This is a genomic window from Pseudomonas sp. FBCC-B1565 (assembly GCF_059133265.1).
In genome coordinates this window covers 6462620-6486325 of record NZ_CP101438.1, presented here as the reverse complement: position 1 = coordinate 6486325, position 23706 = coordinate 6462620, and the positions used below count along the sequence as shown (strand labels likewise).

Sequence of the window (23706 nt, the reverse complement as noted above, 5' to 3'; positions counted from 1 at the left end):
GACCAGTCGTTTGCATCGGATTTGACCAGCACACTGGGTGGCCTTGATCGGCAAAAAACGGCCAGAAGCGGACGTAATGGCGTTTGTGTAGTATCTGTCTCTCTTCCCACCTGTATGAGGTGTCCGATGTCTAGCCGACACTCCCCATCCCCTACAAGAGCTGCCCTAGACCTGCAAAACGCACGTTCGCTTTTGGGAAAGCGGCTGAGTGTGCTGCTGCACGATCAGTACTATTTCAACGACGAGAAAGATCTAGGATACATAGGTTCTCTAGAGTGGCGTTTTGGCGAGCGAGAAGTTGTATCCATGTATCTCTTGAGTGATGGCGAGAGAGTAGGCGCCGACTTGTTGCCTTCTGATACGCCGGCTTCCTTCGAGATAGAGTCGAACGTGACCTGCTCCTGGAAGAGGGAAAACCTACTTGCAGGTCTATCAGCAACCCACCTCGAGAACACAAAAATTTGCGCAGTTGAGGGGATTCTTGACTCTTTCAACGGGCAAGAGCCTTGGCTGGCCGGATTCAGAGTTACGTTCGAGACCGGTGACTCATTGATCTACCTTAACCAGGGCGACGACGCCGTCGTATTGATTAATGCGCTACCGCCAGTAAGTGTAGGTCTCGAAACCCGCTTCGTTACCTCAATTTAATGACAGCTATGGGTCGACTTCTGCCAATCAGGGCCACCAACCTAGAGGCCAACAATGTGATGTAGGGCCAATTTGGAAAGGCAGCATCAGAGCACATATCCAGCCCCCTCCAAAACTGGTGTAACCGGTGTTACGAGTGTAACGCCCTTCACCAAACGCCCTGTTTCATTGGCTTTCATGCCTGTTACACAGTTGAGCGACATAGCGTACACCCGATGTAACGCTACCCCTGCGTGTAACGCTAAAGTCAGCATCCGGGTATTGTGGGCAGGCGCTTTGCGCTCGAGCCTACCAAGCGAATTTCGCTGGCTCCCCCTTTTGATGAGAGGAAATCAGGCTGGGGACCCTGAGCGCTTTAGCTTCACACGGGGCATGAAACCCGCGGGATCGAGTTAGTGGGAGGTGCCTGAAGTTACTGAAATTTCAATCGTTGAAATTGAAAGGATGTTGAAGAAAAAGGGCCATCGTTACAGCTTCGGTAAAGGTGGCTGTATCTGTTGCTGATAGTGAACACCCGCAGGGCGTCAACCATGGTGATGGGTGTCAACCACGTCAACCTGTCAACCTGTCAACCAACTTAAAAAATCCAGCCGCTAACACGAACGCGCGGGTTTTGTGCCCCGTGTCTGTCCGAACTGCCCAGGGTCCCCAGCGGCTTCCCGATTCATAGGGCAAATGCACGGGTGAACAGCAGTTCACCCGGTTCACCTGTTCACTAAGCTGGGCGCCTTTCCGCTGACACGATCAGGCGGGTTTTCTACCCCGTATCGAGTCAAATTCGCGAGGGACCGGTTGAGTTTAACGTCATAGAAGCATGGTCATGACCTCCGTCGCTGAAGGCTTTTCCTCAAAAGGGGCAAGGGGGGCTAAAAATCGGTGTTACAGGTGTTACTTGTGTAACGGAGCTGGTTAACATATTGATATTTATGATTTTTATAGTCGTTACACTTCTGTGAGACGCTCGCGTGATGAGGTGTTACAAGTGCTAGACGTGTTACATCTGATGCGGCTTGATCTGGCTGCTATTAGTAAGATGGGGTTTGGCTCGGGACCACTTCAGGCATGAGCGGGGAGCTTGGAGGTTTTTAGAGTTCCACCTCGTCAGTATTTGAAAAGCCGATTTAAGCGCGGCTTCCAATAATGGCCGCTTGCCAGTTTATTTGGACACTGCTTGTGTTTTGACCTCACTATAGGCGGCTCCCGCAATTAGAGCGCAGGCGGAGCTCGCTGGTGATCTGCTGTAAACGCGCTGACGCGAGCACGCCATATAACAACTAGGAAGTGCTGGGCTTTTATTGGAGATCGTATGAGCTTTTTTACGGACGAAGAATCAGAGTCGTTGAGGATCAGTAGAATGATCCTACACGTGGTTGGCCCCAAGGACTTTCTGGCGATGCCTGAGCGCTCTTTGGAAGAGGAGGCGTTCTTCATAGGCAAGATACAGGACATGGCGGCTACGCCAGTCTTCATGTTCAAGTCGGTCTCCACAACGCGCCAAGAAATCGAGTCCATAGCGACCGGCGATGTCTCTTTTGAGCATGGAGCGCAGAGTTTGGCTGCCAGCTTTAATCGCAAACACGTCGGCGGCAGCGCTGACGGCGTTCTGTGCATGTTTGAGCTTGAAGTCGCAGATCCAGATGTGAAAATCTACAGCCTGATCAAATATGACTACAAGCTTGCCCTTGAGCAAAATGAGTCATCTCCAGGTCAAGCCTTTCGCAGAATAGTTACGGCCCTGGTGGATGATAAGAAGGCCATCCAGAAGACGGCGCTGGTGCGTGTCGTCGATGGCGTAGCAGATCACAATATCTCAGCGACTGACCGGACCAAGCAAGGTGCTGACCTTGCAGACTATTTCGCCGATTTCCTTTCTGTTACCAGAGCTGTCTCCGATACAGAGCTGAGTGAGATAGCTCGAAAATTGATAAAGGGTGCTCTACAAGCTTGCAAGGCTGATTTGCCTGACCAGGATGTGCCTCGGGCCGTTAAGAGGGCACAGGCTTCCCTGGGCGCTCGTAGAAAAATTGATGAAGAGGCAATTGTCGAGGCGGTCATGGCGGCGGCGGGCCATCCGGAAGACGATAAAGTTGCTAACAGGCTGGAGCGTGAAACCCGCAGGCGTGTGAAGGGGAGCAAAATCCATGAAATAAGCTTCAAGCCAGATCGGCGGATTTTCCGGCAGCCCTACATGCGCAAGATTATGACGGTCGAGGGCGTGACGATTCTGTTCCCGGACAAAATCGAGAATCCTAATGTGCTGGTAGTCGACCTTGACGGAGACAGAAAACAGATCATTGTTGACACCGATAAGGTCATGGAGGACAGCGTTGTCACACCTAAGCCTGGTCAAACTACTTAATTGTCTAGCGAGAACTCAAAAAGCTTTGATCACGGAAGGGGCGATGAGTCTCGTCGCCTCAAATTTGTCAGCCGAAACCACTCTCGAAGTAGCGTGTGCTGCAGCCGAAGGGGGTTGGCCATTCAGCATTGCCGATAGCCATGGCACTGAATACGGTATTGAAGAGGTTGATGCTGATTTTGGACCTTTTCGTATTGCGCTCGAAAAGCCCTTATCTTCCGAACAAAGTGCTTCTGATGATCTGTTTATCGCCACCGAGATTGGGTACAGGGGCTTTCTCCGCAGGGGCCATAGTGCGTCATGCTGGCGCATCCTTGGGTTGACCTCTGCGTTCAGCACCCGGGCCAGGATCTATTGTGGATGGACCGAATCCTTACCATTGATGGAATCACCAGCCACCAAGCCGCCTCGTCTACTGGTTAAAGAATCGGCGAACGTTCGCACTGTTCCAGAAGACGTTCGGCATTGGTTGCTTGCAGAAGGTTATGCCCTCGAACCAAGTGACCCATTCCAAGTGATCTGGGCAGCGCACGCGCTCAATTATCTAACTCGCTGCTTTGCAAACGAGATCGACTCCACTGGTACCACGCTCACCTTTAAAGGACCACCTAAGCTAAGCCTCACGATCAGCCATATGGCAGATGGAGGTGAGGAAGCGTCGCTTGAAAGTTTTGAGATTGTCCAGGAAGCAGCTGGTTGGGTCTTCGACAGTGCGAGGGAGGCTGAGGTAAAACACATCCTCCTATCAGCGGAAATCGCCCGATCCGGTAGGGCCGACGGCTTGGCAGGGGATTACTTCAGGGAATACCTCAGAGGCGCACTTGATTGCGCCAAGATCGCCTATCAAATGGCAGTGTCGGAGATCACCAAGGACACCCTTAAGTCCTTAGGGGAACTGCGCAAGGCTGTCACTGAGGAAACGTCAAAAGCGACAGATGCAACCCGCCAAGCTGTAGCCGCGATAGCTACAGCTTTAACGGTCGGCCTTGGCCTGATCGCAGCCCGACTCACAGTGCAGATCAATCCCTACCTAATTTCCCTAGTCATGGGCGTGGCGTTTGGCTATACCATCATGAGCGTGGTGTCGGGACGGAAATTCATTACCATTCAACAGAGAGTGCGCCAAGAGTGGCAGCCAAAGCTATACCGTTTTCTATCCGGCGAAGAATATAGAAAAATGGTTGCTGAGCCTATTGGCGAAGTAGAAAAGCTGTTCACTCGCGTAAGCAGGTGGGGCTTATCGATGCTGGGCGTGAGTGCTTTAGGGATCGTCATTTTTGCATTCGTTTACGAAATCCCAGCCATTTCCAAAGGCGGTTCTACGGTCCAACCTCAGCATCAGGTTGAACCTATGAAACCGATGCCAAAAGTTAGGCCTCCGATTCCTCTTAACTTCGGCATGGGGATAAGGGCGTACTTCAAGATTACCTCGTTTATATTGGTAACTTACGTGTGATGATGTGTAGCATATCTTTGCTCTTGGAGATCAGCTCAATTTCAATGTTTTTCGTGAGATACAAATAAAGGCGTGTAGTTTTAAACTTCGACTCTCCATCTAAGTTTCAGGCAAGGGATCAAATGAAACCAGTTAAGCCCTCAGATACTCAAGCCAGTAATGATTGGAGGCTTCAAACATTTTCCTACTTGGCTGAGGACTGGGTTTCACCGTGGTCCGGAATTTTATCGCCTAAAGGTACGCGCATTACAGTATCTACAATAATTTCTTTAACAAAGAAAAAGCATCTAACAATTCCGTTGCCTAATGCTTCGGCCTTGCTTCTTAATGCATCTGCGTTAGCATTCATTTCAGCAGGTGAGATTCGTGACCTAAGCGGTATAGACAAAACGCTCCATAAGGAAGTCAATTTTCCGACTGATAAGGACGCATTTAACTATATTGAGAAAATGATCGAGTCGATTGTCTTGGCTTTCACCGCTATCGAGGCATTCGCTAACGAAACAATACCTGCAGATTATTTTTATGCGCGTCATAATAAAAGTAAAGTCATTCTAGAGGCTGCTAACAAAGAGACAATAGAACGCTTCACTTCGTTAGACGAAAAACTGACAGAAGTTCTGCCGGAGATTTTGTGTTGCGCCTCACCAAAGGGCGGGCGATGCTGGCAGGCTTATAAGCAGCTAAAGAATACTAGAGACCGAATAGTTCATATGAAAACTGAAGATCGTCGGTCCTCCGGACCGGAAATAGATACAGTATGGAAGGCAATTATTCTTACGCCGGAACCCTATCTGTCAGCAAAAAAAATTATTGATTATTTTATAAGTGCTATGCAAGAGAAACCGAACTGGCATAAAAATTTCCCTTATTGAACTTAAGTGTTTGGCTGAAGATTGGATATGACGTTAATTGGAATGCTTGTATGGTTCGCGCTCTCAAGCTAGGGGCGAAAATGAGGGAGGGGAAAATTTTATGTCATTGTTATTAGAGCAATTAAGGGAGGCAGCTTCGCGGGGCCAGTTTATGCATGTCTTGAGAGGTAAATTAGAGGAGGATAAGGCTAAAGCTGGGGTGGTTGGAGTATTGGTTGAGCTTCAACGCAGCGGCGATCTTGATGTGTTGTCAGAGTTTAAATCTCTAGAAAAAGTAGATATTGGTTATGAGGCTTTTGCTTTAGTTTCATTATTTAATAAGTTTTTGTTGGCGATTTCAGCTCCTATTGCCGATGTGTTAGATTGCGTGGTGCATGTTGAAGGGCTGATGGAGGGGGCAGGAACTATCCAAGCTTTTGAAGATTACTGTAAAAAAGATCTCGCTCGTTCGCGGAGCGCTCTTGAAGTAGCGCAAGAGTCGTCAATTTTACTCCCGCTCATTAGCCCTATTCTGATCGCGGGATCGACTTATGATTTTCCTTTTTTTCACACCAGAGCCTTGTTACTTTTAAAGTCAGAGTGCGCCATAACTCGTATTCAGGCGCTGATGGCCTGTGCTAGGTTTTCGTATGAAGGTGTAGATGGAGCTCTAGAGAAAACTATTATTTCCATTGATAAGCTTGTCTCGGTCCCGAGTGATGAAGAACAGAGCTCCATAGCCTTAAGAGCATTAATTTCAATAGCGAGTACTCCGGGCAGCAATAATGAGTCATTGAGTCTTGCAGTTATCAAGAAGATTTTACTAGATCATCGCCCTCTCGTTGTTCGAGCCGCAGCGCATGCGTTTGCGATGATAGATATTGTGAAAGCTCCAAAGCTTGCCTATATGTTATTGGGCTTTCTTGAAACAATTGAAGTTGTTGATAAAACTATTTTGGACGTTGTGAGTGTTGGTCTGCACAAATATTTTATTGCTGATAGGTTTTTAGAGGCGTTGGAGTTTGTAGAGAAACTTTTAGAAAAGCATGAGGACTTAACTCTTTCAGGTTTTGGCCATTTTTCATATCTCCTATCGCAGGCAGAAAACAGGTCGTTTCTTGAGATTTTAATTACTAGATGGTTACTATCTAATAATTACAAATTGGCCGGATCTATAGCGACTTTAGTAGCAGGTGATGGCCGCTCGGGGATTCCTATTTCTGTTGATGCAAATATTTTAAGAGCCTTGACTCCTGACTCATACGTATTACTTGCAAAAAAAGCCTGTGCTTATTTTTTTGTATATCCTGTCAGTGCCGCCAGCTATATCATATCTATGATGGCTATACTGCCTGAGAAGGCAGATGCCTTAGTCGGTGTTTTATATTATCCATTAGGTATGAGCTATCCTTCTAGTGTGAAAAAATATATAAATTGCTTGTCGGGGCCGCATCCTAGCTTTTTTCAGAAGGCTCTAAATGCATTCGACGACGCGCTCTCCGAATATCACAATGGATTGAGTGTTGCTGAGGGTGCGGAGGAGTTGCAGCCCTCCGCTGCACAGAGAGAAACATACAATTTGAAATTTCACAGAGAAATGCTGGAATCTTTTAAGGGGGCTAGAAAAGATTCACTCCTTACTCAGTTAATGGGTAAGCCATCGGTGATACTTTACGGCAATAGTTCGATTAACTATATATATCCTGGAAGCGGCAGCGAAAGGCTGAGGCAGGAAACACCAATGCACAGCGTAAGTGCCTCAATGGAATTTCCCTCCTTGGATTACCTAGAACATCACCAGCTCGAGTATTTTCTTCGAGTGTCCAAAGCGACGAGGATTTCTAAGTGAAGCTAATTATTAGAGAGTATTTATCTTCGCTAAAAGAGAGAGGCGAACTGGACGCGCTGCTGCCAGATCTTTTGTCCCAGATGGGACTAGATGTTTTTTCAAAACCAGGTGTAGGTGGTCGTCAATACGGGATTGACGTTGCAGCTGTTGGCAGCATTGATGGCGCACCGGAAACCGTTTACTTATTTTCTGTTAAGTCTGGCAATCTGGGTCGAACAGATTGGAATAACACCGATCAGGCTTTAAGGCCTTCGCTTGATGAAATCCAAGATGTTTATATTCAAACACATCTTCCTCTCGAGCATCGTGACAAACCAATTGAAATATGTTTGTGTTTCGGTGGAAATATAAAAGAGACAGTCCGGTTAGAAGTTAGTTCTTATATCAAACGTCATACCAAAGATAACTTGCGGTTCAGCGAGTGGGATGGTGAAAGGCTCGCGAATTTAATTGAAAAGCATTTTCTTCGAGAGGAATTACTTCCCGAGAACTGCAGGAAATTATTAAGAAAGTCGCTAGCTATTCTTGACGAGCCTGAGGCCTCTCATGGATTCTTTAAAGAGTTGGTTGGTCTGGTTTTAGATGTCGATAGATGCAATCCAGAAAAAGTTTTGATGGCAAGCCGTCAGCTTTATATCTGTCTGTGGATACTATATTCTTGGTGTCGTGAGCAAGGCAATATTGAAAGTGCATATCTAAGTTCGGAATTTGCCGTGCTGCAGGGATGGGATGCCACAAAGGCTCACACACAAGGAACTATTAAAATTTGCCGTGCCGTTACGGCTATTTACGGTGCGATACGCAGCTTGCAGCTTCAGATATCCATTCAATATATTACTTCCGTTATCATGCCGCGCACATCAAATTTGCACGCATTATCGGCTGCTATACGTGGCTCCGCATCAATTGATGTGAATTTGAAGCTATTTGATATATTGGGGCGGTTGGCAATCGCAGGTTTGCATCTTTGCTGGCTGTTCGAGAGGTACTCTCAAGAGCAGCGAGAAACTGAAATAGGTAAAAGTACAGTTCAACAGATAGTTACGCTTCAGCAAGTCATGGCAAATATGATTGAAAATAACCCAGAATTAAATTCGCCAGTTAAAGACGATCATGCTATAGATATAGTGCTCGCATTTTGGTTTATGGGGCTGGATTTCGGCGTTGATAATAATTCAGCGGAATGGTTGCAGCAGATCGTTACTGGTTCCATGTTTCGGTTGGCAATCAAAAGTACCTATCCATGTAACTTAAGCGAGTATCATGAGCTTATTCATCATCCTCGCGCAGACTCAGGCTATTTTGAAGAGGTTACAGCAGGCTCCATACTTTATCCGAGTTTGGCGATGCTCTGTGCTCTTACAGCTGCCGACGAATCGTACAATAATATTCGCGGTTTGAAATCCGAAGTTTTACAACATTGCAATTTTCAAATCTGGTTTCCCGATGCCGCTTCCGAAGATAATTTCTTATCCGGCAAGGCGGCGCACGGGGCTACGCTCTCGCACGTGAAGATACCAAGTGACAAGTTTGAGTACCTACGGGCGATTTTTGATGAGGCAGATCTCTCGTCTAGCTTCTATAGATTAAGTGCGATTGAGCGATCGCAATTCCCATTATTGCTTATAGCATGTAGATATTATCGATACCCGATCCCAGTCCACTTTTTTAAAGCTAGCTATGAAATGGCTATTTCAACTATAGGCGGAGGCAGTAGCGCTAATTAAATTACCTCGACTGCGCTGGGCTTCATTTGGCGCAGTGGCATAAACGTTAGATGATAGTCGTTCCGCTTATTCGCCAAGTGATGCGCGATATTGGCAAGAGTAAACAGCCCGCGAGCGCGGGCTGATTCGGGGTTACGCGGCTAGCAGCTCGGCCAATGAGATATTACGAGCGACCGCTGCCAAATCGGAGCGCTCAAGCCTCGAATGGAAGGGGCCGAAGCGAGGCACCTCCAGCCCAGACAGCCCATCTCCCATTCCGCCTTTTTGGTAGCTGACGGCAAGTAACCGTGCGCCTACAGCGAGCAGTTGTTCGGTCACCGCGTTCCACTCCTCATCCAATGCAAATCCAACCGCGCTCAACGCGGCTGTCTTGGACTCATCTCCACGCTGGCGAGCACTCGTGATTTGAGCCTCAAGAGCATCAAGCTCGACTTGCAGAGCACTGAGGATCAGGTCTTGCCTCCTTACCTGCTCGTCCGTTGTTGCCAGTTGCTTAGCGGCCCTTTGCATTTCGCCGCTTGCTGTTTTTTCCCCTTCGGCATCACCGCTTGCGAGGCATTTGGCGTAGGACGTTGCAGCATCGCGCTCGGCTTGTTGCGCCTTTTCCAGGGCTTGATCGGCCTCTGATTGAATTGTCTGAAACCGCTCGTTCAGGTGCGATTTTTTCCGTTCCAGCGTTTCGACTTCAGCGGTTGCATCAGTCATCGCTTGAATAGCGTCAGCTTTGATCTGACCAATTTTTCCCATCTTCTCCAGGTGTTGAAGCTTGCTATCAATTGATGCCAGCTCACGGGGAATCACATCTATGCGGGCTTTGACGCTTGATAATTTTTCCATAGCCTCGCGGCTTTCAGGGCTTCCAATTATGTTGCCATTCGCACTGAATCCGCTGGGTGCGTTGCGCCATTCGGCCTCCAGTTGTGGCAGGCTTTGTTCCAATGTTTCCAGTTCTTGAATCAAAGCGACTTGTTGCTGTTTTAGCTGGTCCATGTTGCGTTCCTAAAGGCAAAAGGTTGATTGGTTTTTTTCGTTGGCGGGCCAGGCCAAGGTGAGCCTGCATCCTCATGGAGTGGCCGTTATTACGCCGCCTGGGCGCCGTGATCACCTTGTTCTGGCACTGCGACAACCACATAGCAGCGCTGCAAGCCCAGCCCTGGCAGTCGTACTGCGGTCGAAGCTTTGCCATCCTTTCCAGGCTCTAAAACGCCTCGTCGCAGGAGCTCTTTGTTAACCGCACTCAGGTTCATGCCTCGGAAGATTTCGGAGCGCCATGCTTCCGGCAGCACGTAGTAGGTGTTGGTGGTGTGCAGGGCATCGCCCATGCCGTGTTCCATCGTCTTGCGAAAGCCCAACCGATCAATCGTGCGTGGGCCGTGTTCATCGATCTTGGCGGCGGCGGATTCCCAGCGGGTAAAGCGGCTTTCTCCAAATCGCTCGATGACTTGGCGTAGCCGGGCCAAGATTGCATCGCCCTCGAAATTTCCGGCGCCGCCACGCTCTGACAGCCACGCATGCAGGCATACCCTTGCGGCAGTCGTGGCCGTACCATCAGGCCAACCGGTGACGCCGAAGGCGGTGGCCAACTCTCCGGCCGCTGCTGCGAGGCCAAAGCGAAGGGCGGCACGTTGGGCTTGCCCACTGGCCGATGCGGGGAGGTTTTGGGTGATGAACTGCTCCACAGTGCGGCGAATGATCACCGACCACCTGAGCATTTCTCCTGGCGCGCACAGTGCTTGTAGGAAGGCGGTGAGGGGTGTGCCGTAGTATTTGGCGACACGGGCCTTGAGCGCATCAGAGAGGGCGGCAGCATCCTCAAAACCATTCAGCACATCGAACATGCCGAGGCCCTTGCTAGCATCCGCTGGCACCGCAAGCATGCGAACCTCCATGCCCGCTTTCAGCTCCTTATTGGCGTCTGCCATGTGCTGTGCCAACGTCTTCTCGCCCGTCGAGAGAAACAGCAAGCGCCACTCCTGCACCTGTCGGCCTGCTTGTCCTCGATCATTCGCCCGAGCCTTACCGGTGCCGTTGCCGAGCATGTACACCGTCTCGCCAATAATGCGTGGATCGCACATGCCGATTTCATCCAGGACCAGTAGGCCGTCTGAGTGTGCGGCGGCGATGGACTCCAAAGCGTTGTCTGTCGAGCGCCACGAACGCACCAGACGCGGCCCGCCATAGACCGAGGCAGCAACTTGCAGGTGGGTGGTCTTGCCCCCGGAACTGTCGCCATAAAGGTGGAAGCCGCCCGACTCATGCCCCAGCAGGTTCAGCAGAGGCCCTGCAAACGCCACAGAGACGACAAACGCTAAGCGGTGGTTACCGATGCATAGCGCGCCGATTTGCTGCTGCCACTGCTCCAGAGAACCCGCCTCGTTGATGGGTGGAAGCTGCGCCCCGGCTTCATAAAAATGCAGGTGTTCGGCGTGCGAGCCGATCTGTTGCTCGGGCAATAGAAACGCATTGTCGTGCCAGCCCAAGCGCGTCACCAAGCGTGCGCGCTGGGCGCTGTCGAAGCCGCCAAGGTAACTCTGCAGGTCATTGCGTGCGTTGCGCCCTGATCGGCTTCCGGCAAGGCGCAGGCCCATGTCTACCAGCGGGCCGAGTACGTCTTTGCCGAAGTCGCCGGTCATGGTTCGGGCTGGAATGTTCCAACGTTTTTTAGCGCCGTCCGGGTCGTCGAACTCAACCAACAAGCCCCAGTTGTGGCCCTTGTTGTCGCGAGTGCGAGCGATGATTTCTAGAGGCGAACACACGGGGCGTGCCTCACCATCATCGCCGGAATAAAACACTCCTTCGGGAGTCAGGCGAAAGCCGCCCGGCAACAGGTCATTTTTCGATTTAGCAGGACGTTTGGCGGGCGCCTTGGCCTTCGGTTCTTGGGGCTCAGTGGGCTCAGTGACAGTGCCGAAAAACTCGCCGTTACGCACCAGCTCGGTCAGGTGGTCAGCGGTCCATCCTTTGGCTAACGCATCCGCTGCATCATCGCCATCCGCCCATTTGCCACCCTTGATCAGTGTCGGCTTGCCACCTTTGCTGCTGGGCTTGAGCTTGAACACGTCGAGCGAGATTCGTTGCACCGAAGCGGCGCCCAGCTCAATCACCTTGAGCTCGATGGCGTCCATGCAGGCCTTGCCGCTGGCATCGTTATCCGGCCACAGCACAACGCTTCGCCCTTTGAGTGGCGTCAGATCGGCCTTGTGCCAAGAGTTGGAGCCGTTCGGCCAGCAGGTGGCTACGTGGTCGGGCATGAGTTCAGCAGCGGCGTCAGCGGCCTTTTCGCCTTCACACAACACCACAGGCGCATCGGTGCGCTGTACCAGCTCATTCAGACGCAGCAGGGGCCGGGGCTCAGGCAGGCCTTGCCAGCGCCATTGGGTGGTTTGACCATGGGAACGCTTGCACCAGGTCAACGGCGCGAAGACCTTTCGCGGTTTGCCGTCTTCATCTGGACCTAGGTCGAAACGATACAACGCCATGATCGGCTGGCCCTGAGCATCCCGATAGATCCACACCTTGGACGGCACACCGTGTTGCCGGTGTTTGGCTGGGCACTTTTTCATGGCCTCGGCCGGGATCGGCTGAATCGCGATCCACTCCGGCGTTGCGCTCTTGGCCGGTGCGCTTTTGGTGGTCGCAGATCCTGCGGAAACGCTGAGCAGATCCGCCAGCTTTTTACAGGCCTCAACGTCGGTGCCGCCGTCGATGTAGCGCACCAGGTCGATCAGGTCACCGCCCTTATCGCCGGTGGCAAAATCCGCCCAGGTGCCTTTGCTCAAATTGACCTTGAGTGAGCCTGCACGTTTGTCCGTGCGCGTGGGGTTCGGTGCGGTGTATTCCTTTCCGCCGTCGACGCGTTTGCCATTCGGCAGCCAGTGAGTAAGGACGCGGTCGATACTCTTCAAAGCGGCGCTTTTTACGTCGGCAAAGCTGGGACGTTTTGAGGTGTTGCCGGTACGCTGGGTCATGGCGTGGTACTCGCTGCACACAGTGCATCGTTCACGTCATCAATCAGCGCTTTAGCCATCTCGCCCAGGTAGAACGCCGGCCAACTGAAACGCTCGCCTTTGTCACTCATGGCGGCGTCGAAGGTTAGTTGATTGGCGTAGTGCTGAAACAGTGAAATTGCTTCAAGCGCATCTTCAAGCGGCACACCTGCGTTGACCCGGAATAGCTTCTGGTGAGTGTCGTTAGCACATGAGAATTCGGCACGCCCGAGAGTAGTGGCAGTGTTCACAGGGCACCGCCTTTCTGGCCCATTGGCACAGAGGAGGCATCACCGTACAAGGCGAGTGTTTTGATCAAGCCCAAGGTGCCGCGCACGTCCCAAATGACGGATGAAAGCACGCGGTTGGAGAGTACGGGTTTATCGCCGTCTAAATGATCTTCCAGCAGCATCAGAACTGAGTCGGCACGGTCGAGGGCGCAGGTGATGGCATCAATGGGAATACCGGCTTCAACGTCCTGGCTGACGCAGAGCAGATCCTCGGGAAGTGAGAAGCCTGGGAGCATGCTCATTGGGCACCCCCAGCGGCTTCCAGGGCGCGAGCCTTGGACATATGGGCGTTGTAACGGGAAAGGCGTGTAGCGAGGCTGGAGTTGGCGTGTAAAGCGGCGAGAGCCATTGCTCGATGAGCAGCAGCGCGAATTTTGGACGGATTGAAGGCGTGTTTCATCTGTGTAGCTCCTTGATTTGAGGAGCTGCCACGTTCGTTACCAAGCGAATGGGTGGCAGCTGTGCGCAGGTTGGTAAACCGGGAATCAAGGAACCCGGCAGGCACGAATGCCTCCCACGCACAGCCGCCATAACACGTAACTGCGGGCACAAAAAAAGCGCCTGCAATCGTAATGGGGGCGCTGTTGCGCCTTGATTTCGTCGGGTTACCAAGCCCGGTCGCTGAATTTGCAGCGACAGCCAGAGAGTAACGCCCGTTTTTTGAAAGTGCAACTGTGCAGATCACTTGCGGATTTTTTCGATGCGGCATAAATTGATCAGGCATGTAGATTTACCTCAACGCCTCCGGTTGCCGCCGGGGGCGTTTTCGTTTCAGGCATGGATGTCCCAGCGCAGGGAGACAAAGGGCAACAGGTCGTCTTCGAGGCACGCGCGCGCATCCTCGTAGGCATCGATTTGTTGGCCTTCGTCGACGATGATTGCTTGAGGGGCTTGGCAGGGAACTGACAATGCGCACCAGATGCCATCTCTCCATCGCATCACCATCACGTCCCGGTTCAGGCGTTTTTGCTCTGTGCGGTAACGTTCAAAACGCTGCATACCGCGTGATGAGAATCCGACTGTTCTGAGTACAGAAAAGGGCTGCAAAATGGCGTTGTTAGCGGCTCGATTTTTCATGCCGCCACCCTGTCTCGAGCTGCGATTCGTGCACGCGTCCAATCTAAAACTTCAGCCAGTACCCATGCGACGGGAGCGCTACGTGCGCTACTACCGCTTAGTTTTACTGGAATTGGGAAGCCGCTATCCGCTTGCTGCATAAGTTTGTAAATCGTTGGACGTGCTAACCCGACTATGCCCATTACTTCCGGCATACGGATCAGAATCGCTGAAGGATCTGCAGCAGGGTGACTGGTTCGCTTGGCGCTCAGATCGCTCGTTTCGTAAGAGCGGATTTCGGTGGGATTTGCGTACTTGCGGGTATGGTCTTTCATGGATAACCCCTGGTTATGGATACAGGGGTATCTATCTATACATTTATCTAGACGAAGAAAACCACTTTTCCCCTAGACCGATCAATGTGTAGTCAATATGGGGGCAACGCAGGGTGAACGCGGCGGTTTAGTAATTGCGCAGCTAGCACTGTTCGATCAGGTGGCAGGCGTCAGCGACCTGTCCACGGCAGAGATCATAGAGCGGTTGCGCTGAGAGAGATTTGAGCAGACCGCTGGTTAGCGCCGAATGCAGTACGGTTTGGCGATCAGTCATTGCCAAGTGTCTCCTGCGCTGTGTAACCGAAAGTCCCACGCCCTGCGCTTGAAGGGCGGAGCCAGCGAAGGTAGCTTGGTAGGCTCGGGTGAAAAATGGCTGCCCGCAGGACCCGAGCGCTGACTTTTGCGTTACACGTTGGGGCTGTGTTACATCGGATGTACGCTATGTCGCTCAACTGTGTAACGGGTGTGAAAGCCAATGAATTCGGGTACTTGGCGAGTGGCGTTACACGAGTAACACCCGTTACACCGGTTTTGGAGGGGGGCTGGGTATGTGCTCTCATACTGTCTTTCCAAATTGGCCCTGCACCACATTTCCACTCACTAGCGCATCAAGATGATCGGCGTACCACTGCATCATCACTCTACGTTGAGGCAGGTACACCGCTTTGTTATAGACCCCGGCAATACCCTCTTTTGCATGAGAGAGCTGGGCCTCAATGTGATTCTCATCGAAACCCTGCTCATTGAGTATGGTGCTCGCGATGTGACGAAAGCCGTGGCCTGTTTGCCGACCGGCATATCCCAGTCTGCGGAGCGCCATTAGAAAGACGGTGTTACTACGAGGGATTGTCCTGTCTTTCCTGCCTGGAAATAGGAGAGGGTACGCACCTGTAAGTGTTCGTAACTCAGTGAGCGCTTCGATCGCCTGTCGAGAGAGGGGCACCACATGTTCGCGACGACGTTTCATTCGCTCGGCTGGGATCGTCCATAGCTTTTTGGAGAGATCAATTTCTGACCAGCGTGCTTCTCGGATCTCGCTCGGGCGCGATGCTAATAAGGAAAGCAAGCGAAGCCCTATGCGAACGTCCTTTGCGTGAGGGTAGGAGTTGATCGCCCGAAGTAGTGCAGGCAGTTCTTCAATCGAAACGTGTGCATAGTTTTCAGCGCTACGTGATTGCAGGAATTTGCTGAGACCTTCAAGGGGGTTGTGGACGGCTCGTCCTGTTACGCGGGCCAGGTCATAGATCTCTTTGCAAAAGGCGCGAACTCGGCCCATTTGTTCAATGATCCCCTTCTGCTCCATGCCACGTAGAAACTCCATCCATTCCAGGGGCAATATTTCTGTGTACACGCGCTTGCCGAAGACAGGGAACACATGAAGCTCCAGTGCTCCCAGTACTCGTCGGGACGTACCTGCTTCCCAGCTTGTGCGTCTGGCTTCAAACCACTCACGGCCTAACGCCTCAAAAGTGTTGTTGGCAGCAACCTGGTCGGCAACCTTGCGAGCTTGCTTGCTCACTAATGGATTTTTGCCGGTCGATGCGTCTTCCCGCAGTTGAGCTGCTTTCTGTCTCGCCAATGAGCCACTGATATCGGGGTAGCCGCCGAGGCCCAGCCACGACCATTTCCCGTCTGGCTTTTTGTAGCGCAGCTCCCATGATTTTTGCCCGTTAGGTTTCACTCGGAAGTACAGGCCATTCCCGTCCTGCTCACGATACGTAGCGTTCTCCGGCTCCAGTCCTGCAAGTGTGGTGTCTGCTAAGGGGCGGCGTTTGATTTCAGTGCGCTTCACTGCATGTATGCCTCCAGTTATAGGAATCTCAAAGCATACACGTGGGCATACACGGCGGGAAGTTATAGGGGTAGACAGGGATGGATAGCCAGAAACAAGAAAGCCCGCACGGGGCGGGCTTCTTGGGGCGTTTCGTAGACTGTCTGAGACAGCCCGAGACTGCTATATGGTGCACCCGGCGGGATTCGAACCCACGACCCCTGCCTTCGGAGGGCAGTACTCTATCCAGCTGAGCTACGGATGCTTGTGCGGGCGACATCATACCCATGTCGACCTTGGGCGTCCATGCTGGTCTTTGGGCATCCAAGTGTAGGAATTCGCTGCATAAAGGCCCTGGGCCGGGCACCACTCATCAGAAGGGTAGAACCCGGACCAACGACGCTGATCAGAAAGATCGACTAAAAGCGCCGTTTTCGTTCTTTTTTTCGAACAGACTATTGCCCTGCCCCCCCATTGATCCTAGGATTCGTTTGAGATTTCAAACGCTCTGTCTCCCGCGCGCTATTCACGCTATCCCGCGTGCTGGGGCTGATTTCCCTGACGGCAGCCCACAAGGCGCCTTTCAACAACTCTAATTCGCTCCGCGTGCGCGCGGTGCTGTTAAGGAAACCCGACATGCAGCTCAAAGATACCCAGTTGTTCCGCCAGCAAGCCTTTATCGATGGCGCTTGGGTCGATGCGGACAATGGACAGACCATCAAGGTCAACAACCCGGCCACGGGCGAGATTCTTGGCACCGTGCCGAAGATGGGCGCCGCTGAAACCCGTCGCGCCATCGAAGCCGCCGACAAGGCCCTGCCGGCCTGGCGTGCACTGACCGCCAAGGAGCGCGCCAACAAGCTCCGCCGTTGGTTCGAACTGCTGATCGAAAACCAGGAAGACCTCGGTCGCCTGATGACCCTCGAGCAAGGCAAGCCACTGGCCGAAGCCAAGGGTGAAATCGTCTACGCCGCCTCCTTTATCGAGTGGTTCGCCGAAGAAGCCAAGCGCATCTACGGCGATGTGATCCCGGGCCACCAGCCGGACAAGCGCCTGATCGTGATCAAGCAGCCGATCGGCGTGACCGCCGCGATCACCCCGTGGAACTTCCCCGCTGCGATGATCACCCGTAAAGCCGGCCCGGCCCTGGCCGCCGGTTGCACCATGGTGATCAAGCCTGCTTCGCAAACCCCGTTCTCGGCCTTGGCCCTGGTTGAACTGGCGCACCGCGCGGGTATCCCGAAAGGCGTGTTGAGCGTGGTCACCGGCAGTGCCGGCGACATCGGCGGCGAGCTGACCAGCAACCCGATCGTGCGTAAATTGTCCTTCACCGGCTCGACCGAAATCGGTCGCCAGCTGATGGCCGAATGCGCCAAGGACATCAAGAAAGTTTCCCTGGAGCTGGGCGGCAACGCGCCGTTCATCGTGTTCGACGACGCTGACCTGGATAAGGCCGTCGAAGGCGCGATCATCTCCAAGTACCGCAACAACGGCCAGACCTGCGTCTGCGCCAACCGCCTGTACATCCAGGACTCGGTGTACGACGCGTTCGCCGAGAAGCTGAAAGTGGCAGTGGCCAAATTGAAGATCGGCAACGGTCTGGAAGAAGGCACCACCACCGGCCCGTTGATCGACGAAAAAGCCGTGGCCAAGGTGCAGGAACATATCGCTGACGCCCTGAGCAAAGGCGCCAAGCTGCTGGCCGGTGGCAAAGTGATGGAAGGCAACTTCTTCGAACCGACCATTTTGGTCGACGTGCCGAAAAACGCGGCCGTGGCGAAGGAAGAAACCTTTGGCCCACTGGCGCCGCTGTTCCGCTTCAAAGACGAAGCCGAAGTGATCGCGATGTCCAACGACACCGAGTTCGGCCTGGCGTCCTACTTCTATGCCCGCGACCTGGGCCGTGTGTTCCGTGTGGCTGAAGCCCTGGAGTACGGCATGGTCGGCGTCAACACCGGGTTGATCTCCAACGAAGTGGCGCCGTTCGGCGGCATCAAGGCCTCGGGCCTGGGCCGTGAAGGCTCCAAGTACGGGATCGAGGATTACCTGGAAATCAAATACCTCTGCCTGGGCATCTGACCCGGCAAGAGCTTGCAGCAAACGCAAAGGGCACGAGAGCGCTGACCCTTTGCGTGTTTTACCCCGCAATTCGTAGTGACCGGGAAAGCTGTGGCAGTCGATCATCGCATGCTGCCGTAGTTGCCTCCCCGCCACGTATTCCTTGGACCACGCCACCCGATGAGTGGCGAATGAGGACTTTATGAGCAAGACCAACGCATCCCTGATGAAACGCCGCGAAGCCGCTGTACCGCGCGGTGTTGGCCAGATTCACCCGATCTTTGCCGAATCGGCGAAGAACGCCACCGTGACCGACGTTGAAGGTCGCGAGTTCATCGACTTCGCCGGCGGCATCGCCGTGCTGAACACCGGCCACGTGCACCCGAAAATCATCGCCGCCGTGACCGAGCAACTGAACAAACTGACTCACACCTGCTTCCAGGTACTGGCCTATGAGCCTTATGTGGAACTGTGCGAGAAAGTGAACGCCAAGGTCCCAGGCGATTTCGCCAAGAAAACCCTGCTGGTCACCACCGGTTCCGAAGCGGTGGAAAACGCCGTGAAAATCGCGCGTGCCGCCACGGGGCGTGCCGGTGTGATCGCCTTCACCGGCGCCTACCACGGCCGCACCATGATGACCCTGGGTCTCACCGGTAAAGTCGTGCCTTACTCGGCCGGCATGGGCCTGATGCCAGGCGGCGTGTTCCGCGCGCTGTTCCCGAACGAGCTGCACGGCGTGAGCGATGATGATTCCATCGCCAGCATCGAACGCATCTTCAAGAACGATGCCGAGCCGCGTGATATCGCTGCCATCATCATCGAGCCGGTGCAGGGCGAAGGCGGTTTCTACGTCGCGCCGAAATCCTTCATGAAGCGCCTGCGCGAACTGTGCGACAAGCACGGCATCCTGCTGATCGCCGACGAAGTGCAAACCGGTGCCGGCCGTACCGGTACGTTCTTCGCCATGGAACAGATGGGCGTTGCTGCCGACCTGACCACCTTCGCCAAATCCATCGCTGGCGGCTTCCCGCTGGCCGGTGTGTGCGGCAAGGCTGAATACATGGACGCCATCGCGCCAGGCGGCCTGGGCGGCACCTACGCCGGTAGCCCGATCGCTTGTGCAGCTGCGCTGGCGGTGATGGAAGTGTTCGAAGAAGAGCACCTGCTTGACCGCTGCAAGGCAGTTGGCGAGCGTCTGGTGACCGGTCTCAAAGCCATCCAGGCCAAGTACCCGGTGATCGGCGAAGTGCGTGCCCTGGGCGCGATGATCGCGGTCGAGCTGTTCGACGACGGTGACACCCACAAGCCAAACGCGGCGGCTGTTGCTTCCGTGGTGGCCAAGGCGCGTGAGAAGGGCCTGATCCTGCTGAGCTGCGGCACCTACGGCAACGTGTTGCGTGTACTGGTCCCGCTGACCTCGCCGGACGAGCAGTTGGACAAAGGCCTGGCGATCATCGAAGAGTGCTTCTCCGAGCTGTAAGAGAAAGTTGACCTGTTCGACAGAAAAAACCCGCTTCGGCGGGTTTTTTTATGCCCATTGCCGCACATTCAGCCCGTGTTCATTGTACGTAGGCGGCTCCATTGACTAAGGTTGCAAGCATTGCCGATGGAGCGTGCTGGATGACTGCTGTTGATTTACCCGCTGTACCCCGCGTGTTGATTGCCGAGGCGGACCCTTGGTCGCGGGACCTGCTCAAGCAAGTGTTGTTGAATGTGCGCTGCGATGCGCGGCTGGATGTGTGTGCGGACGGCCAGCAAGCGGCGACCCTGCTGCGGGATAAGGCCTACGACCTGATCCTGGCCGATTGGGAGCTGCCGGGCATCGATGGCCTGAGCCTGCTGCGCAGCGTGCGCCAGAAGCGTCGCTCGCCTTTGCTGCCGTTCATTCTGCTGAGCAGTCGCAATGACAGCGCCAGCGTGCGCGAAGCCTTGCCCCTGGCGCCCACGGCGTACCTGACCAAACCCCTGAACATGGAAGGCCTGACCCAGCGCCTGCAGGACCTGCTGCTCAACGAAGGCGAAACGGTGTACTGCGAGATCCCACCGTTGGCGCCCGGCATGACCTTGCCAGTGTTCCTTGAGCGACGCCGCGAAGCGTCCGACGGCGCGCCATTGCGGGTCGATGTGAAAGCCGCCGTGCAACACAGCCTCGGGCCGGAAGGCCTGGACCTCAAGCATCTGGAAGACCAGGTGCGCATGGACCCGCAAATCACCGCCGTGCTCATCGCCGCCGCCAACAGTGCCGGCCATCACGGCGCACCGGTGCAGACCCTGCCCGGCGCCCTGCACAAGCTGGTGCCGGGGCAAAGCATGAACCTGATCCTGGGCCTGGCGCTCAAGCACAACGTGGTACTCGGGGACCCGGCGCTGGTCGCCTATGCCGAGCGGCACTGGCAAGTGTCCCAGGACACTGCCGACTACGCCCGGCGCCTGGCCCGCATGCTTGAGCTGGATCACGAACGCTGCTACAGCGCGGGGATCCTCCATCGGCTGGGCGACCTGGCGCTGTTGCGCTGCCTGGAGGACTGGCGCCAGGATGGCGGTGAACTGGATGACGAAGCGATTGGCGAGTACCTCTACACCTTTGGCGCTGCCTATGGCTCGGCACTGCGTGCGCGTTGGCGCTTGCCGTTGGAGCTGCGCCAGTTGATTGCGGCGATTTACGCGTTGGAGGGCGGTGTGTATGCGCGGGATGCGCTGGTGGTGAACCTGGCGGCGCAGATGGCGCGTTTGACTGAGAACGAAGGCCTAGAAGAACTGGCGGCGGGCAAGACGGCGCGCTTGCTCAAGGTGGGCTTGTCGGAGCTGACCCGAGTGCGCAAATCCTGATGTGGGAGGGGGCTTGCTCCCACCTTTGATCGGTGTTGGCTACTAGCCCGCGATCACGCGGTTCTTGCCCAGGCGCTTGGCCTCGTACATGGCCGCATCGGCGCGGGCGAACAGGCTGTCCAGGGTCGAGTCGTGCTCGGTGAGGCTGGCCAGGCCCTGGCTGATGGTCACGCTGAAGGCCTGGCCTTCGTAGCTGAAGCTGAGTTCCTGGATCTCCCGGCCCAGGCGCTCGGCCACCTGCAGTGCCATCTCCGGCGCACAGCCGGGTAGTACCGCAGCGAACTCTTCGCCACCGATGCGCCCGAACAGATCGCCACGGCGCAGCACCCCTCGACCGCTCTCGGCGATACGCCGCAGCACCTGGTCGCCCTCCAGGTGGCCGTAGCTGTCGTTGATGTCCTTGAAGTCATCGATGTCCAGCAGCAGAAAGGCCAGCGGCGCACCTTGGGCACAGGCACTGTCGAAGGCCTGGTTGGCGCATTCGAAGAAGTGCCGGCGGTTGCTGCTCTGGGTCAGCACGTCGGTGGTGGCGAGACGGTGCAGCTCCAGTTCCAGCTGTTTCTTTTCGGTGATGTCTTCGGCCATGCCCACTACGATCAGCGGCTCACCGGGCTCGACCTGCTGGTTCATGTAGCACTTGTCACTCAGCCAGCGGATCTGCCCGTCGGCGGTGATGATGCGGTACTCGCGGTCTTCCACGGCGCCCTGTTCCAGCACACGAGCCAGGCTGTGTTCGGCGTAGTCGAGGTCTTCGGGGTGGATGCTGTTGCGCCATTCCCGGTGGTCGGCCAGCAGCAGGCCGGCAGAGCGCCCGAAGACGCGTTCGTAGGCCGGGCTCACGTACAGCACGCGGCGGGTTTCCCAATCGATGGCCCACAGCACGGCATTCACGCTGACCAGCATTGAGCTCAGCAGTTGCTCACGTTCGCTCAGTCGCTCGACTTCGCCCTGGGCATGCACCAGCGCCAGCAGGGTCGCCGCCGCTGCTGGGCGGGGATGCTCAGCTGCTGGCGCGTCGATTAAGGAGGACTTTTCGTGAACCATCGGCACAACTCTCTCTGGGCGCGCCGCAAACAGGAGCAGCGGTCACTACAAGGGGCCACCATGATGGCGAAGTGTTCATTGAGAGAGGCGAATTTCAGTGAAGTTCCGTCAACAGGACCGATTGCCGGTGCCCGGTAAATGACGCCAAAAAGCTGATAGGTGGGAGGGCAAGCCCTCCCACCGCAGCATCAGACCGCCGCAGGACGCAGCGAATAAGTCTTCAATTGGTGAGCAAAATCCCGCAGGGACTGGATGCCGCTGGCCTCGGCCTCATGCACCCATTCCTTGATGGCCGCCAGCATATCGTGGCCATTGGAGCTGGTCTTGAGCCAGATCTGCTGCAGCGCAAGGCGCTTTTCGTAGATCACTTTCAGTGCATGGCTGTGTTCCAGCAGGCTCTGGATGCGCACGTGATGGCGGTCATCCAGCAAGCTGGTTTCCCGCGACAGCAGGCGCTTGGCGCGGTGGAACTGATGGCGCACCGAGTGATCGACCTTTTCCAGCTCCTGCTTGACCAGCGGGCCGATCACCAACTTGCGGTATTGGGCCATGATCTGGAAGCGGTTGTTGAGGATGGCCATGGCGGTATCCATGTCCAGGTGGCCCTTGCCTTCCACGCGGTGGGCAATAGGGGCGACACGCTGCACCTTGGCCAGGCGCAGGAAGCTGAACACCTTGATCCACGCCCAGCCCAGGTCGAACTCCCACTTCTTCACCGACAGCTTGGCGGAGTTGGGGTAGGTATGGTGGTTGTTATGCAGCTCCTCGCCGCCGACGATGATGCCCCACGGCACCAGGTTGGTCGCCGCGTCACGGCATTCGAAGTTGCGATAGCCCACGGCATGCCCCAGGCCGTTGATCACGCCGGCGGCCCAGAACGGGATCCACATCATCTGGATCGCCCAGATGGTAATGCCGATGGTGCCGAACAGCAGCAGGTCGATCACACCCATGATCGCCACGCCCAGTAGTGGGTAGGGGGTGTAGATTTTGCGTTCGATCCAGTCGTCCGGGCAGTTCTTGCCGTAGATACGCAGGGTTTCGGGGTTTTCGGCTTCGGCGCGGTACAGCTCGGCGCCTTTGCGCAGCACAGTGGACAGCCCCTTGATGACCGGGCTGTGCGGGTCATCGACGGTTTCGCACTTGGCGTGGTGCTTGCGGTGGATGGCAGTCCACTCGCGGGTGTTCTGCGCCGTGGTCAGCCACAGCCAGAAGCGGAAGAAGTGTTTCAGGCCGGCATTGAGCTCCAGGGAGCGATGGGCTGAATAACGGTGCAGATAGACCGTGACCCCAACAATGGTCACGTGGGTCATCAACAGCGTGACTGCCACCAGTTGCCAGGCTGACAGGTCAAGAAAACCGTTGTACCACATAGGCTGTATGGCCCTCAGATAAAGAAAAGAACAGCTCAAGCATTATCACTAAGCCTACAGAGAAAACCAGC

The 23706-nt window shown here is 54.7% G+C and carries 19 protein-coding genes and 1 tRNA gene; 9 read left to right on the top strand and 11 right to left on the bottom strand.

Annotated features, from left to right (window positions below; genetic code table 11):
* The first annotated feature begins 210 nt into the window (after window positions 1-210).
* The 6 genes from NL123_RS29860 to NL123_RS29835 all read left to right on the top strand — a co-directional run bounded on the left by NL123_RS29860 (window position 211) and on the right by NL123_RS29835 (window position 8893).
* Window positions 211-648, top strand: coding sequence for a hypothetical protein (locus NL123_RS29860; RefSeq protein ID WP_494356916.1), 438 nt, complete (start codon window positions 211-213; stop codon window positions 646-648).
* A 1354-nt stretch (window positions 649-2002) separates the two neighbouring features.
* Window positions 2003-3007, top strand: coding sequence for a hypothetical protein (locus tag NL123_RS29855; protein WP_240968540.1), 1005 nt, complete (start codon window positions 2003-2005; stop codon window positions 3005-3007).
* A gap of 43 nt (window positions 3008-3050) precedes the next feature.
* Complete coding sequence (locus NL123_RS29850; RefSeq protein WP_494356915.1) at window positions 3051-4463, top strand: hypothetical protein; 1413 nt, start codon at window positions 3051-3053, stop codon at window positions 4461-4463.
* Window positions 4464-4585: 122 nt separating this feature from the next.
* Window positions 4586-5338 (top strand): hypothetical protein, encoded by a 753-nt coding sequence (locus NL123_RS29845; RefSeq protein ID WP_168232156.1) that lies wholly within the window; start codon window positions 4586-4588, stop codon window positions 5336-5338.
* A 100-nt stretch (window positions 5339-5438) separates the two neighbouring features.
* Window positions 5439-7166, top strand: a complete 1728-nt coding sequence (locus tag NL123_RS29840) for a hypothetical protein (RefSeq protein WP_494356914.1) — start codon at window positions 5439-5441, stop codon at window positions 7164-7166.
* A complete protein-coding gene (locus NL123_RS29835) occupies window positions 7163-8893 on the top strand; it encodes a hypothetical protein (RefSeq protein WP_256823158.1) in 1731 nt (576 codons plus the stop codon). Before NL123_RS29840 ends, NL123_RS29835 begins: the two co-directional genes overlap by 4 nt.
* Before the next feature lie 132 nt (window positions 8894-9025).
* Here NL123_RS29835 and NL123_RS29830 read toward each other — a convergent pair whose 3' ends face one another.
* The 9 genes from NL123_RS29830 to NL123_RS29790 form a co-directional block, all read right to left on the bottom strand.
* On the bottom strand, window positions 9026-9883 hold the full coding sequence (locus NL123_RS29830; RefSeq protein ID WP_494356913.1) for a hypothetical protein: 858 nt from the start codon (window positions 9881-9883) through the stop codon (window positions 9026-9028).
* Window positions 9884-9972: 89 nt separating this feature from the next.
* Entirely contained in the window at window positions 9973-12861 is a 2889-nt protein-coding gene (locus NL123_RS29825) for a DUF927 domain-containing protein (protein WP_494356912.1), read from the bottom strand.
* Window positions 12858-13130: a DUF3077 domain-containing protein gene (locus tag NL123_RS29820; RefSeq protein ID WP_256823161.1), complete on the bottom strand. Its 273-nt coding sequence runs from the start codon at window positions 13128-13130 to the stop codon at window positions 12858-12860. Before NL123_RS29820 ends, NL123_RS29825 begins: the two co-directional genes overlap by 4 nt.
* Window positions 13127-13411 (bottom strand): hypothetical protein, encoded by a 285-nt coding sequence (locus NL123_RS29815; protein WP_122554707.1) that lies wholly within the window; start codon window positions 13409-13411, stop codon window positions 13127-13129. Before NL123_RS29815 ends, NL123_RS29820 begins: the two co-directional genes overlap by 4 nt.
* Window positions 13408-13893: a hypothetical protein gene (locus NL123_RS29810; protein ID WP_133257337.1), complete on the bottom strand. Its 486-nt coding sequence runs from the start codon at window positions 13891-13893 to the stop codon at window positions 13408-13410. Before NL123_RS29810 ends, NL123_RS29815 begins: the two co-directional genes overlap by 4 nt.
* Before the next feature lie 47 nt (window positions 13894-13940).
* Window positions 13941-14246, bottom strand: coding sequence for a hypothetical protein (locus NL123_RS29805; RefSeq protein ID WP_256823162.1), 306 nt, complete (start codon window positions 14244-14246; stop codon window positions 13941-13943).
* The gene (locus tag NL123_RS29800) at window positions 14243-14560 is read right to left on the bottom strand and encodes a helix-turn-helix transcriptional regulator (protein ID WP_082463571.1); all 318 of its coding nucleotides are present in this window, start codon (window positions 14558-14560) and stop codon (window positions 14243-14245) included. Before NL123_RS29800 ends, NL123_RS29805 begins: the two co-directional genes overlap by 4 nt.
* 556 nt (window positions 14561-15116) lie before the next feature.
* Entirely contained in the window at window positions 15117-16352 is a 1236-nt protein-coding gene (locus NL123_RS29795) for a tyrosine-type recombinase/integrase (protein WP_494356911.1), read from the bottom strand.
* A gap of 167 nt (window positions 16353-16519) precedes the next feature.
* Window positions 16520-16596 (bottom strand) — tRNA-Arg (locus NL123_RS29790).
* A gap of 371 nt (window positions 16597-16967) precedes the next feature.
* On the opposite strand from NL123_RS29790, the gene gabD reads away from it, so the two are divergent.
* From gabD to NL123_RS29775, 3 genes are all read left to right on the top strand, one after another.
* The gene (gene gabD / locus NL123_RS29785; protein ID WP_092248696.1) at window positions 16968-18410 is read left to right on the top strand and encodes an NADP-dependent succinate-semialdehyde dehydrogenase; all 1443 of its coding nucleotides are present in this window, start codon (window positions 16968-16970) and stop codon (window positions 18408-18410) included.
* 181 nt (window positions 18411-18591) lie between these two features.
* The gene (gene gabT / locus NL123_RS29780; protein WP_494356910.1) at window positions 18592-19869 is read left to right on the top strand and encodes a 4-aminobutyrate--2-oxoglutarate transaminase; all 1278 of its coding nucleotides are present in this window, start codon (window positions 18592-18594) and stop codon (window positions 19867-19869) included.
* A 140-nt stretch (window positions 19870-20009) separates the two neighbouring features.
* Window positions 20010-21218 carry an HDOD domain-containing protein gene (locus NL123_RS29775; protein ID WP_494356909.1) on the top strand — a complete coding sequence of 403 codons (1209 nt, stop codon included), beginning with the start codon at window positions 20010-20012 and terminating at the stop codon, window positions 21216-21218.
* A gap of 42 nt (window positions 21219-21260) precedes the next feature.
* On the opposite strand, the gene NL123_RS29770 is transcribed toward NL123_RS29775, so the two are convergent.
* Entirely contained in the window at window positions 21261-22262 is a 1002-nt protein-coding gene (locus NL123_RS29770; protein WP_058426340.1) for a sensor domain-containing diguanylate cyclase, read from the bottom strand.
* 188 nt (window positions 22263-22450) lie between these two features.
* Window positions 22451-23635, bottom strand: a complete 1185-nt coding sequence (desA, locus tag NL123_RS29765) for a delta-9 fatty acid desaturase DesA (RefSeq protein WP_248485630.1) — start codon at window positions 23633-23635, stop codon at window positions 22451-22453.
* Window positions 23636-23706: the final 71 nt, after the last annotated feature.

Bases quoted from the DNA above. Each gene is read 5' to 3' on its own strand.
- NL123_RS29855 (WP_240968540.1), top strand. From the start codon at position 2,003: ATGATCCTACACGTGGTTGGCCCCAAGGACTTTCTGGCGATGCCTGAG.
- NL123_RS29850 (WP_494356915.1), top strand. From the start codon at position 3,051: ATGAGTCTCGTCGCCTCAAATTTGTCAGCCGAAACCACTCTCGAAGTA.
- NL123_RS29845 (WP_168232156.1), top strand. From the start codon at position 4,586: ATGAAACCAGTTAAGCCCTCAGATACTCAAGCCAGTAATGATTGGAGG.
- NL123_RS29840 (WP_494356914.1), top strand. From the start codon at position 5,439: ATGTCATTGTTATTAGAGCAATTAAGGGAGGCAGCTTCGCGGGGCCAG.
- NL123_RS29830 (WP_494356913.1), bottom strand. From the start codon at position 9,883: ATGGACCAGCTAAAACAGCAACAAGTCGCTTTGATTCAAGAACTGGAA.
- NL123_RS29825 (WP_494356912.1), bottom strand. From the start codon at position 12,861: ATGACCCAGCGTACCGGCAACACCTCAAAACGTCCCAGCTTTGCCGAC.
- NL123_RS29815 (WP_122554707.1), bottom strand. From the start codon at position 13,411: ATGAGCATGCTCCCAGGCTTCTCACTTCCCGAGGATCTGCTCTGCGTC.
- NL123_RS29810 (WP_133257337.1), bottom strand. From the start codon at position 13,893: ATGCCTGATCAATTTATGCCGCATCGAAAAAATCCGCAAGTGATCTGC.
- NL123_RS29805 (WP_256823162.1), bottom strand. From the start codon at position 14,246: ATGAAAAATCGAGCCGCTAACAACGCCATTTTGCAGCCCTTTTCTGTA.
- NL123_RS29800 (WP_082463571.1), bottom strand. From the start codon at position 14,560: ATGAAAGACCATACCCGCAAGTACGCAAATCCCACCGAAATCCGCTCT.
- gabD (WP_092248696.1), top strand. From the start codon at position 16,968: ATGCAGCTCAAAGATACCCAGTTGTTCCGCCAGCAAGCCTTTATCGAT.
- gabT (WP_494356910.1), top strand. From the start codon at position 18,592: ATGAGCAAGACCAACGCATCCCTGATGAAACGCCGCGAAGCCGCTGTA.
- NL123_RS29775 (WP_494356909.1), top strand. From the start codon at position 20,010: ATGACTGCTGTTGATTTACCCGCTGTACCCCGCGTGTTGATTGCCGAG.
- NL123_RS29770 (WP_058426340.1), bottom strand. From the start codon at position 22,262: ATGGTTCACGAAAAGTCCTCCTTAATCGACGCGCCAGCAGCTGAGCAT.
- desA (WP_248485630.1), bottom strand. From the start codon at position 23,635: ATGTGGTACAACGGTTTTCTTGACCTGTCAGCCTGGCAACTGGTGGCA.